The following is a 12,249-nucleotide window of genomic DNA, read 5'->3' on the forward strand; positions in this document are numbered from 1 at the left end:
GCGCCTGACCCATGAGGAGGTTTCGCTATGACTACGCTCGGGATGGCTGATGCCCGTACACGCCTGACCATAGGGTTGTGCTTTGTAGTGGCTCTGCTGGAGGGAATGGATCTGCAGGCCATGGGCATCGCAGCGCCCAGTATGGCTGCCGCGTTTGGCTTCAAGCCGGCGCAGATGGGGCTGGTCTTCAGTGCCAGCATTCTGGGCTTGCTGCCGGGGGCTTTTTTAGGAGGTTGGTGCGCCGATCGGATCGGGCGCAAAAAGGTGCTGATTGCCTCGGTTGTGCTGTTTGGTCTCTTTTCGCTGGCCAGCGCTCATGTCTGGGATATGCAGAGCCTGTTGATCGCACGCTTCATGACCGGCATCGGGCTGGGTGGGGCACTACCTAACCTGATTGCCCTATCCTCCGAGTCGGCCGGCGAGCGTGCCCGCAATACAGCGGTAAGCCTGATGTATTGCGGTGTGCCACTGGGTGGTGCGCTGGCGGCCATTGTTGGTCTGCTGGAGACCGGGCTGGGCTGGCGGACGGTATTTTATGTAGGAGGCTTTGCGCCGCTTCTGGTGGCGCCCCTGCTGGGCGTGTATCTGATGGAGTCATCGGCATTCGTCAAAAGCCGGCAGGCGGCCCGGGCAACCGAGCAGTCCATTCGCACCTGGGATGGCCTCTTTCATCAGGTAAGGGCATCCACCACGCTGATGCTGTGGGTCAGCTACTTTTTTACCCTGACGGTGATGTACATGCTGCTCAACTGGCTGCCATCGCTGCTGGTTGGGCAGGGGTTCAGCCGCAGCCAAGCCGTGACGGTTCAGATCCTGTTCAATATCGGTGGCGGTATCGGCTCGGTCCTGTTCGGTCTGCTGATGGACCGCTGGAAACCCCGAATCGTCGTGGTCGCCATCTACGCCGGTATCTTGGCCGGACTGGCGGGGCTTGGGCTTTCGAGCAGCTTTGCCGGGGTCATCATGGCGGGATTCCTGGCGGGCCTCTTTGTAGTAGGCGGCCAGTTGGTGCTGTATGCGCTGGCGCCTCTGGTGTATCCGGCGGCCGTACGAGCGACCGGGGTGGGCTCAGCCGTGGCGATCGGACGATTAGGCGCCATGGCCGGTCCGCTCCTGGCCGGTCAGGTACTGGCCATGGGCGGCGCGGCATCGACCCTGGTCATCGCAACAGCCCCCGGCGTGCTGATCGCTGCGGCGTCTGTGCTCTGCCTGCTCAACCGACAGGCCGCCAAGCCGGTCAGCACAGGTGTGCTGGCAGGTGAACCGGCTCATTAAGGAGAAACCATGTTCAGATCTCTATGGGTAGCCGCCTTGTTGACGGCTAGCACGTTACTGTCAGGCGTCTCGCTGGCAGAGGAAGCACGGGAAAAGCCTGCCTTTGATCCGCCGCCGCTTGGGTTGGAAAGATTGGCCCGGTTTGAGGTCGATCTGACGGCGCCTGTCTGGGAGCTTGGCAAGACGAGCAAGCTGGGCAAGCGCCGAATCATCCCGATTACCGGTGGCCGCTTCGAGGGGCCATCGTTTAAGGGGGAAATTCTTAACAGCGGAGCGGATTGGCAGGTCGTGACCGACGATGGGCTGGCCGTCATCGATACACGCTATCTGCTCAAGACCGATGACGGCGCGCTTGTTTACCTGCAAACCAAGGGGTACCGCTACGGTCCGCCAGAGGTGATGAAGGATGTGGCCGCCGGTAAGCCTGTCGATCCGAGCAAATACTTTTTCAAGGTCACGATGACATTTGAAACCAGCGCCGAGAAGTATGACTGGCTCAATCGGGCCATCGGTGTTGGCAGTGCCATGCGCCTGGGCAAGGCTGTGGTGTATGACGCCTATCTTCTCAAATGATTGATTGGACTAACTATTTGGATGACGTCTCAAAACATGCCTATAGGAGACCGGATCTTGGCGGCATAGGAGGGGCATAAATAATTGTAAAAAGCTAAAAATAGTTAATTGACATAACTATTTTTCTGCCTTAGCTTGGACTCACAAGAAGCACAACAACAAGGGTTCCGCCATGAGCAATTACGAAGGTCGCTGGAAAACGGTAGAGGTAAAGGTTGAGGAGGGCATTGCCTGGGTGACCCTTAATCGTCCCGAAAAGCGCAACGCCATGAGCCCGACGCTGAACCGGGAAATGCGCGAGATTCTGGAAACGCTGGAACAGGATGCCGATGCCGGGGTAGTGGTACTGACCGGGGCCGGCGATGCCTGGACGGCAGGCATGGACCTCAAGGAGTACTTCCGCGAGGTGGATGCAGGCCCTGAGATTCTTCAGGAAAAAATCCGCCGTGAGGCCTCTGAATGGCAGTGGAAGCTGCTGCGAATGTACAGCAAGCCGACCATTGCCATGGTCAACGGCTGGTGTTTTGGCGGTGGCTTCAGCCCACTGGTGGCCTGTGATCTGGCCATTGCCGCCGATGAGGCCACGTTTGGTCTCTCCGAAGTCAACTGGGGTATACCGCCTGGCAATCTGGTGAGCAAGGCGATGGCGGATACAGTCGGCCATCGTGAGTCGCTCTATTACATCATGACAGGGCGTACCTTCGATGGGGTCAAGGCTGCCCAGATGGGGCTGGTCAACAAGAGTGTCCCGCTGGCGCAGTTGCGCGAGGAAACCGTCACCCTGGCGCGTGAGCTGCTTGAAAAGAATCCGGTGGTACTGCGGGCGGCCAAGATCGGCTTCAAGCGCTGCCGTGAACTCAACTGGGAGCAGAACGAAGACTACCTGTACGCCAAGCTTGACCAGGCTCGCCTGCGTGACCCCGAGCATGGCCGTGAAGAAGGCATGAAGCAGTTCCTCGATGAGAAAAGTATCAAGCCGGGTCTGCAAACCTACCGTCGTTAAACGCCGGATACCCTTGCGCCTGTGTAGCCACCGAGCTGCCCAGGCGGGCGTTCGGACGTATGCTGTATGTGCAGTTCCTGACAATTACAAAAACGAGGATCGCATCATGTACGAGGTTTCCCTGCTGATTGGTGGCCGTCACGTGCAGGCTTCCAATGGGCGTCAGTTCGAGCGTCGCAATCCGCTGACCGAGCAAGCCGTCACTCGCGCAGCCGCAGCCAGCCTTGAAGACGCTGATGCTGCTGTCGCGGCGGCGCAAGCAGCGTTCCCAGCCTGGGCGGCGCTGGGCCCTAATGAGCGCCGGACACGCTTGCTCAAGGCTGCTGAACTCATGGCCAGTCGCGCGGATCAGTTCGTGGCGGCTGGACAAGGCGAGACGGGCGCCATGCCCAACTGGTATGGCTTCAATGTTCATCTGGCCGCCGGCATCCTGCGTGAGGCGGCCTGCATGACAACCCAGATCACCGGACAGATCATCCCTTCCGATCTGCCTGGCTCGATGGCCATGGCAGTGCGCCAGCCCTGTGGCGTGGTCGTCGGCATCGCACCGTGGAATGCGCCGGTCATCCTGGCGACCCGTGCGATTGCCATGCCGCTGGCCTGCGGCAATACCGTAGTGCTAAAAGCCTCCGAACTGTGCCCGGCCGTGCATGCCCTGATCGGTGATGTGCTTCATGAAGCCGGGCTGGGTGACGGAGTGATTAACGTTATCCACAACGCACCAGAGGATGCGCCGGCTATCGTCGAGCGGCTGATTGCAAACCCGGCGGTACGCCGCGTCAATTTCACGGGCTCCACAAGAGTAGGCAAGATCATCGGGGAGCTGGCTGCGCGCCATCTCACCCCGGCTGTGCTGGAGCTGGGCGGCAAGGCGCCGCTTCTGGTGCTGGACGATGCGGACCTGGATGCTGCGGTAGAGGCTGCTGCCTTTGGTGCTTTCTTCAACCAAGGTCAAATCTGTATGTCGACCGAGCGGCTAATCGTGCACGAGTCCATTGCCGATACGTTCGTGAGCAAGCTGGCCGACAAGGCCAGAACGCTGCTTGCAGGCGACCCGCAGGCCAGCACCTCGGTCCTGGGGGCGTTGATCGACCGGGCCCCGGCCGAGCGCCTGCAAACCCTGATGGATGACGCCCTGACCAAGGGCGCGCGTCTGGCGGCAGGCGGAGAGATCAATGGCTGCCTGATGCAGGCCACTGTGATCGATGGCGTAACGCCCGACATGAAGCTCTACCGCGAAGAGTCCTTTGGCCCGATGGTGTCAGTCATTCGGGTAAAGGATGACGAAGAGGCGCTGCACGTGGCCAACGACTCCGAGTATGGCCTGTCTGCCGCCGTGTTCAGCCGCGACGTGAGCCGCGCACTGGGGCTGGCTCAGCGGATCGAGTCCGGCATATGCCATATCAATGGGCCGACAGTGCATGACGAAGCCCAGATGCCGTTCGGCGGTGTGAAAGGCAGCGGCTATGGCAGTTTTGGCTCGGCGGCTTCGGTCGAGCATTTTACCCAGCTGCGCTGGATTACGCTCCAGACAACGCCCCGACATTATCCCATCTGAACCCACGCTATTCCTGTCAACAACAATGACAACACCGGCCTGAAACAGGCTGGCCATGCATGGGGCCTGGTGCGCGAATTCAGTCGTGCTCGGCCCCTGCGTGCCAACAGGAGGTATGCGACGTGAACTGCGAGTCCGAGCTGTGCATTGAAAAGGTCGGTGCGGCCAAGCCCCGATACCGTTCGGTGTCGATCGGCCATCCGGCCGTAGACATCCGCCATGAGCAGAATGGCACTATCCGCATGCAGGCTCTGGAACCCCTAGCGCCGTTACCGCAGCGCTTGCTTGATCGCCTGGTCCATTGGGCCAAGGTACGGCCCGATCAAACCTTTGTAGCGGCACGTGAACAGGGCGGGGAGTGGCGGCACATCACCTACGCCGACATGCTCCAGCGCGCACGTGCCATCGCACAGACCCTGCTGGGGTTTGGGCTTTCTGCCGAGCGCCCATTGGTCATCCTGTCCGGGAACGATCTTGAACATTTTCAGCTGTGCATGGGCGCGCTCTATGCAGGTATTCCCTATTGCCCGGTCTCACCAGGGTATTCGCTGCTTTCCCAGGATCTGGGCAAGCTCAAGCATGTAATCGATCTGCTTGATCCTGGCATGGTGTTCGCCTGTGACGGTGAGCTGTACCGCCGCGCCATCGAGGCGCGTGTGCCAGCGGAGGTGCCCGTGATCCTGACGCGGGGTGATCTTGACGGGCGGCTCTGTATTGCGTTCGAGGAGTTGCTCGCCCAGCCCGGCGGCGCCGAGGCGGATGCGGCTTTTGAGGCCACAGGGCCGGACAGCATTGCCAAGTTTCTCTTCACCTCTGGCTCTACCAAGCTGCCAAAGGCGGTAGTCACTACTCAGCAAATGCTCTGCGCCAATCAGCAGATGCTGCTGCAAACCTTTCCCACCTTTGGCGAGGAGCCGCCTGTGCTGGTGGACTGGTTGCCGTGGAATCATACCTTTGGCGGCAGTCATAACATCGGCATCGTGCTGTACAACGGCGGCAGCTTCTATTTGGATGAGGGTAAGCCTACGCCGCAGGGCATGGCTGAAACCTTGCGCAATCTGCGGGAGATTTCACCTACCGCGTATCTGACCGTACCCAAGGGCTGGGAGGAGTTGGTTACTGCGCTGGAAAATGATCCTGAGTTGCGTGAGCGATTTTTCGCCAAGATAAAGTTGTTCTTCTTTGCCGCCGCAGGGCTTTCTCAAAGTGTCTGGGACCGTCTGGATCGTGTAGCGGAGCGGCATTGCGGCGAGCGTATCCGCATGATGGCCGGGCTTGGCATGACTGAAACGGCGCCGTCCTGCACCTTTACTACCGGGCCACTGTCCATGGCGGGCTATGTCGGGCTACCGGCGCCGGGCTGTGAGGTCAAGCTGGTGCCGGTGGATGGCAAGCTCGAGGCACGCTTTCGCGGACCGCACGTGATGCCGGGCTATTGGCGCTCACCAGAGCACAACGCCCAGGCCTTTGACGAAGAAGGCTTCTACTGTACCGGCGATGCGCTCAAGTTCGCGGACCCGCAGCAGCCGCACCTGGGGCTGATGTTCGACGGGCGGATCGCCGAAGACTTCAAGCTATCGTCAGGTGTGTTTGTCAGCGTGGGGCCGTTACGCACACGCGTGGTGCTGGAAGGCGCGCCCTATGTGCAAGATGCGGTCATTGTCGGCCCGGACCACGACTGCCTTGGCCTGCTGATCTTTCCCCGTCTGCCTGAGTGCCGAGCCTTGTCCGGCCTGGGTGATGATGCCTCGTCCGCCGATGTGCTGGCCTCACCTTCAGTGCGCGCCTGGCTTGCCGGGCTGCTCAGGCGGCTCAATCGGGAGGCAACCGGCAGTGCCAGCCGGGTGGAGTGGGCCTGCTTGCTCGATGAGCCGCCCTCTATCGATCGAGGTGAAATCACGGACAAGGGTTCGATCAACCAGCGCGCCGTGTTGCAGTGGCGAGCGGATCGGATCAAGACAATCTGCCAGGGCAATGACGCCTCGGTTGTTCGTTTCGAGGCGATGGAGGCAGCGCGATGAACAATTCTGTGGGGATCACGGCGCGTACCGTGATGGGACTCGTCACCGGATGGATGCTGTTATCGATGATGACCACTGCCCAAGCGGCCACCGGTGTGGCTCCCCAGACGGAGCTGGTTTACGAGGCGACCGTGGAGATTGCCGATACCGTGTCCCTGGGTAAAGGCCCCCTGGGGGAGCGTCGTATCGTATCGATTACCGGCGGGCGTTTCGTCGGTCCCAGGCTGCGTGGCAAGGTCTTGCCGGGCGGGGCGGACCGGCAGCTGGTCCGTGCCGATGGCGTCCAGCAGCTCGATGCCTTGTATGAGATGCGCACCCATGATGGCGCGATCCTGACGATCCACAATCAGGCCCTGATCCACGAGCTGGATACCAAGCCCTATGCCTTCTCGACGCTGACCATTACCGCTCCGGACGGCCCTTACGGCTGGTTGAATCGCTACGTTTATGCCGGAACCGTCGAAAGGGCACCCTTGCAGCGCAATGCCGTACTGATTCGCGTGTACCGCCTCAAATAGGGAACTGCCATGGCGCGACAACAGGGCTTGTATTCTGCATTCGACGACGTGGTGCTGCTTGGGGGTGTCCGTACACCCTGGGCAGATTACTGCGGCGCGCTGGGGCAGATTTCACCGATTGACCTGGGCATCAAGGTCGCGCGCGAGGTGCTAGCGCGCAGTGGCGTGGCGCCGGATCAGGTCGATAGCGTTCTGGCAGGGTCTGTCGCTCAGGCCAGTTTCGATGCTTACCTGTTACCCCGACACATCGGCCTTTATGCGGGCGTTCCCTTAGAGGTGCCGGCCCTGCAAGTCCAGCGTATCTGTGGCACCGGTTTCGAGTTGCTGCGTCAGGCAGGTGAACAGATTGGCTTGGGTCAGGCCGAGATCGCCTTGTGCGTCGCCAGCGAGTCCATGTCTCGCAATCCCATTGCGGCCTATACGCACCGGAGCGGTTTTCGCCTGGGAGCCTCGGTGGAGTTCAAGGACTTTCTCTGGGAGGCCCTGATGGACCCGGCACCGGGTATCGACATGATTGGTACCGCTGAAAATCTGGCCCGTCGCTACAGCCTTACGCGTGCCGAGGTTGATACCTATGCATTGGCAAGCTTCAACCGGGCGCTGGCAGCACAGGAGGCCGGTTGGTTTGCGGATGAAATTGTCCCTGTGCAAACAGAAGAATTTCGGCTGGAAGGGTATCGCACGCGGGGTATTCAACTGCCACGTCGTGTCGCTTCTGTCGCTGTCGACAGTCATCCGCGGCCTACGTCACTCGAGGCCCTGGCCCGGCTCGCCGCGATTCATGGGGGCGGTGTGCAGACGGCAGGCAACAGCTGTGCAGTGGTTGATGGTGCTGCGGCGATGGTCGTGGCCAGAAGGTCGAGCCGGACAGACGGGCCACCGCTAGCCAACCTGTTGGCCGCTACCGCGGTCGGGGTTGCTCCAGAAGTAATGGGCATCGGCCCGGCGCCGGCCATCCGCCTGCTGCTCGAGCGCAGTGGGCTGACGCTGGCGGAGATCGCTCGCTTCGAGATCAACGAGGCGCAGGGCGCTCAGGTGTTGGCTGTTCAGCGTGAACTGGATATCGATCCGGAAAGACTGAATACCTGTGGCGGTGCGATTGCGCTGGGACATCCCCTGGCCGCAACCGGCCTGCGCCTGACGCTTACCCTTGCGCGACAGCTACAGGCCAACCACGAACGCTATGGCATCGCCGCCGCGTGTGTGGGCGGCGGGCAAGGCATGGCGGTGCTGATTGAAAACCCGAACTATCGTTAAGAGAATGCCATGACCTATCACCCTCCGCTGCGCGATATGCGGTTCGTTATTAATGAATGGCTCGATGCTCCTTCGACTTGGTCTGTAATACCAGCCTTTAGCGAAGTGGACGCTGATCTATCTATGCAAATCCTGGAGGAAGCGGGGCGTTTTAGTGCCGACAAGTTGGCGCCGCTTAACGCCTCGGGCGATCGCCAGGGCTGCCAGCTGCAGGATGGACAGGTGACGACGCCGTCCGGATTTGCCGAGGCCTATCAGGCCTATGTCGAGGGTGGCTGGCCCGCCTTGGCTTGTGACCCGGCCTGGGGAGGGCAGGGCCTGCCACAGTTGCTGGACGCGGCGCTTCAGGAAATGCTGGTTTCCGCCAACCATGCCTGGGCCATGTATCCCGGTATTGCCCATGGTGCATACGAATGCCTGCGCGCCCATGCCTCAGAAGCGCTCAAGGATGCCTACCTTGGCAAGCTTGTAAGTGGCGAGTGGCTTGCCACCATGTGCATCACCGAGCCCCAGGCTGGCAGTGACGTTGGCCTGATTCGTACTCGGGCAGAGCCGATAGAGGGGGGACGCTATCTGCTCGACGGCAGCAAGCTGTTCATCTCGGGTGGCGAACATGATCTGACATCCAACATCGTGCATCTCGTACTGGCTCGCCTCCCTGACGCACCTGCCGGCAGCCGCGGGTTGTCGCTGTTCCTGGTGCCCAAGGTGCTTGAGGGCACGGCTAATGGCGTGTACTGCGAGAGCCTGGAGCACAAGATAGGTATCAAGGGCAGTGCAACCTGTGCCTTGCGTTTCAAGGGGGCCTGCGGCTGGTTGATTGGCGAGCCCCATCGGGGATTGGCGGCAATGTTTGTCATGATGAATTCGGCACGCCTGCATGTAGGGTTGCAAGGGTTGGGACATGTCGAGTCGGCCTATCAACAGGCACTTGCCTATGCCTCGGAAAGAAGGCAAATGCGCGCGCCGAAGCGCTCTGAAGAGACGGCTGAAGCAGCCGATCTGCTTGTCCATCATCCGGCCATGCGACGCGTTTTGCTGGAACTACGGGCTTGTAGTGAAGGAATGCGGGCGCTGGGGTATTGGGGAGCGCATCTGCTGGATCTGGCCGAGCATGCGACAGAGGCCGATGAGCGCGCCCGCGCCCATCAACTGGCATCGCTGCTGACACCGGTCATCAAGGCATTCTTTACCGAGCAGGGGTTTCAGCAGGCCAGTGCGGCGCTGCAGGTGCTGGGTGGTTATGGCTACGTGACAGACTTTGGCATCGAGCAGACCCTGCGCGACAGCCGGATCGCCATGATCTATGAGGGTACCAACGAAATTCAGGCCAATGACCTGCTCGTGCGCAAGGTTATCGGCGACAGGGGAGCAGCGCTGGGCAGGCTTCTGGAGCACTATCAGGCAGAAGCCGAGCGGTGTTTGGCAACGCCTTCGTGCAAGTCTTATGGTGCGGCGTTAAGACAGGCCTGCCACCAGACTTGGCAGGTGACAGCGGACTTGATGAGTTCTAGCGATTCGGAATGGCCCTACCGCGCTGCGTTGGATTATCTGCGCTTGCAGGGCTGGTTAGGATTGGCATTTGTCTGGGCACGTACGGCTCGGCTGGCCGAGTCCCGTCAGGAAGATGCATTTTATAGAACCAAAAGCGAAACGGCCCGCTTCGCGTTTGACTATCTGCTGCTCAATGTTGCGCAGACCGCGGACGCTATCAAGGTGAGCCGGGCACCTTTACCTGCTTTATAGGAGATAGTGGCGAAACGGTCGGGATCTGGCAGTAATTGGTGTGAAAACGGCAGGCATAATGGGGCGATGGCAGGCATTTCGTCAGCTTTTCTTTGTAGGGGGTTGTTTATCGTTTTATGGCCCTTGAGCGCTGAAAGCGCCATGTCTGAGCGGTTGTAAGACCCTGATCGTGTCAAGGCTGACCGCAAGCGTCATACGGCAGGCGGAACCACATGGGTAACGGCTCTCTCCATACCTTCATATCCCTCCCATATGACAGGTAACTTCATGGCAGACGCTGTTAGCTCCGCAACCGAGAGCCATATCAAGCCCAAGGCCTATATGGCAATGGTGGCTACCGTTGCAGCCATCGCCGGAGGGTTGTACGGCTATGATACGGGCATCATCTCCGGTGCCCTTCCACAAATTGCCCAGGACTTCGAGCTTAACCACCGCGCCCAGGAGCTTGTCACGGCTGCCATCTTGCTGGGTGCGGTAATCGGTGCCCTGAGTTCGACACGTATGTCGGCAAGGCTTGGGCGTCGGCTGACCATCGTGATCGTGGCGGGTATCTATTGTGTGGGGGTGGTTGCTGCTGCTATCTCTCCCAATGTCTGGTGCCTAGGGCTGTCTCGCCTGGTGCTGGGCTTTGCAGTCGGCGGCTCGACGCAAATTGTCCCCACCTACATCGCTGAGCTGGCACCTCCCGAAAAGCGGGGTCGCCTGGTGACCTATTTCAACGTTTCCATTGGTGTAGGGATTCTCCTGGCTGCAATTGTGGGGGTGGCCGGCCAGAACCTCTTTACCTGGCGTTGGATGATTGGGGTTGCACTTGTACCTTCGCTGGTGCTGTTGTTTGGCATGACCCGAATGCCGAGAAGTCCGCGGTGGCTGGTCGAGCAGGACCGTCCGAAAGAGGCCAGGCATGAGCTGTCCAAGGTGCGGGATACCACGGGGGAGGTGCGCGAAGAGATTGCGGATATTCAGGAGGTTGTGGACAAGAAGGAGGAGCATTCGGTAACAGGCTGGCGGGCCATGCGCCAACCGTGGTTACGACCGGCGCTTGTGGCCGGCCTGGGCGTAGCGGCGTTTACCCAGCTCAGCGGTATCGAGATGATGATCTATTACACGCCGACGTTTCTGAGGGATGCCGGCTTTGGCGCGTCCGCTGCGCTGTGGTCAGCCCTTGGCGTGGCAATCACTTATCTGGTCATGACGGTAATCGGTAAGCTGATTGTCGACAAGGTCGGACGTCGAACGCTGAGCCTGGCGATGATTCCGGGGGCAGTGGTGGCGCTTCTGGTATTGGGCGCCGTGCTGCACTTCAATTTGGCGGGCGATTCGCAGGGCTGGTGGGTAGTGGGGTGCCTGATCGTCTTCATGATCTTCAACGCAGGCGGCATCCAGGTGGTAGGCTGGCTGACCGGATCGGAAATCTATCCGCTGGCTATTCGGGATCAGGCGACCGGTGCTCATGCCGCCATGCTCTGGGGGTCCAATCTATTGCTGACCGGGACTGCCTTGACTATGACGCAATGGCTGGGTGTAGGCGGTGCGATGTGGGTTTACGCCGGACTCAATGTCCTGGGCTGGGTCTTCATCTTCTTCCTAGTCCCGGAAACGGGTGGACGAAGCCTGGAAGACATCGAGCGGTCACTGAAGGCCGGTTCCTTCCTGCCCCGTCGCACCCACAAGCAGCCCGCGTAAATGTAATGCGCCGGGCTACCGGTAGACCTTGTGCAACAAGTGCAGCAGTTGCTGCCGCTCCTCGGTACTCAGGGCGGCGGTGGCCTCGTTATCACTGCGGATAGCCACTTCCTTGAGCTGCTTGAGCAGGGTCTCGCCGGTTTTGCTCAGAAAGATGCCATAGGAGCGCTTGTCGGCCTTGCAGCGTATACGTAGCGCAAGGCCCAGCGCTTCCAGCTTGTTCAGCATGATAACCATCTGCGGTGGCTCGATGGCCAATGCACGCGCCAGCTCGGCCTGCATGAGGCCCGGGTTCTGCTCGATCAGCGTAAGGGCGGTGAACTGGGCGGGGCGAAGATCATAGGCTTCCAGCTCATTGATCAGATGCTGGAAGACTTTCAGCTGAGCCCGACGCAGGGCATAGCCGATCACCTCGTCCAGAAATGGCGAGTTGATTTCGCTGCTTTCTTCCATATCGGTCGTATCGACTGCAACCTGCTGTTTTTTATTCATTGAATGAGAAACGGTTTCGTCATGATCATCGAATAATGCGGGCAGACAATATACAAGTCACGTATTTTCTTATACATCGTAGGGGTATTGTCGCTACCACCAGTGCTTTCCAGAATGTCA

10 protein-coding genes are annotated in these 12,249 nt (G+C 60.0%); 9 read left to right on the forward strand and 1 reads right to left on the reverse strand.

The annotated features are described in order from the left end of the window. Positions 1 to 27 precede the first annotated feature (27 nt). From mhpT to B3729_RS09610, 9 genes are all read left to right on the forward strand, one after another. Complete coding sequence (mhpT, locus tag B3729_RS09570) at positions 28 to 1,275, forward strand: 3-(3-hydroxy-phenyl)propionate transporter MhpT (protein ID WP_219650983.1); 1,248 nt, start codon at positions 28 to 30, stop codon at positions 1,273 to 1,275. Between the two features lie 9 nt (positions 1,276 to 1,284). Continuing rightward, positions 1,285 to 1,848: a DUF3237 domain-containing protein gene (locus B3729_RS09575; protein ID WP_286787731.1), complete on the forward strand. Its 564-nt coding sequence runs from the start codon at positions 1,285 to 1,287 to the stop codon at positions 1,846 to 1,848. A 172-nt stretch (positions 1,849 to 2,020) separates the two neighbouring features. Beyond that, a complete protein-coding gene (locus tag B3729_RS09580) occupies positions 2,021 to 2,851 on the forward strand; it encodes a p-hydroxycinnamoyl CoA hydratase/lyase (protein ID WP_010795913.1) in 831 nt (276 codons plus the stop codon). 106 nt (positions 2,852 to 2,957) lie between these two features. After that, positions 2,958 to 4,409, forward strand: a complete 1,452-nt coding sequence (locus B3729_RS09585) for an aldehyde dehydrogenase (RefSeq protein WP_286787732.1) — start codon at positions 2,958 to 2,960, stop codon at positions 4,407 to 4,409. Positions 4,410 to 4,531: 122 nt separating this feature from the next. Further along, positions 4,532 to 6,430 (forward strand): feruloyl-CoA synthase, encoded by a 1,899-nt coding sequence (locus B3729_RS09590; RefSeq protein WP_286787733.1) that lies wholly within the window; start codon positions 4,532 to 4,534, stop codon positions 6,428 to 6,430. Beyond that, a complete protein-coding gene (locus B3729_RS09595) occupies positions 6,427 to 6,948 on the forward strand; it encodes a DUF3237 domain-containing protein (RefSeq protein WP_286787734.1) in 522 nt (173 codons plus the stop codon). The genes B3729_RS09590 and B3729_RS09595 overlap by 4 nt, the downstream gene beginning before the upstream one ends. Positions 6,949 to 6,957: 9 nt before the next feature. After that, entirely contained in the window at positions 6,958 to 8,205 is a 1,248-nt protein-coding gene (locus tag B3729_RS09600) for a thiolase family protein (protein WP_286787735.1), read from the forward strand. Positions 8,206 to 8,214: 9 nt separating this feature from the next. Next, positions 8,215 to 9,951, forward strand: coding sequence for an acyl-CoA dehydrogenase family protein (locus tag B3729_RS09605; RefSeq protein ID WP_286787736.1), 1,737 nt, complete (start codon positions 8,215 to 8,217; stop codon positions 9,949 to 9,951). A gap of 267 nt (positions 9,952 to 10,218) precedes the next feature. Beyond that, on the forward strand, positions 10,219 to 11,637 hold the full coding sequence (locus tag B3729_RS09610) for a sugar porter family MFS transporter (RefSeq protein WP_074821845.1): 1,419 nt from the start codon (positions 10,219 to 10,221) through the stop codon (positions 11,635 to 11,637). 15 nt (positions 11,638 to 11,652) lie between these two features. Here B3729_RS09610 and B3729_RS09615 read toward each other — a convergent pair whose 3' ends face one another. Continuing rightward, positions 11,653 to 12,090 (reverse strand): MarR family winged helix-turn-helix transcriptional regulator, encoded by a 438-nt coding sequence (locus tag B3729_RS09615; protein ID WP_230382266.1) that lies wholly within the window; start codon positions 12,088 to 12,090, stop codon positions 11,653 to 11,655. Between the last annotated feature and the right edge of the window lie 159 nt (positions 12,091 to 12,249).

This window comes from Pseudomonas sp. UBA3149 (genome assembly GCF_002364655.1).
GTDB classification, from domain to species: domain Bacteria; phylum Pseudomonadota; class Gammaproteobacteria; order Pseudomonadales; family Pseudomonadaceae; genus Chryseomonas; species Chryseomonas luteola.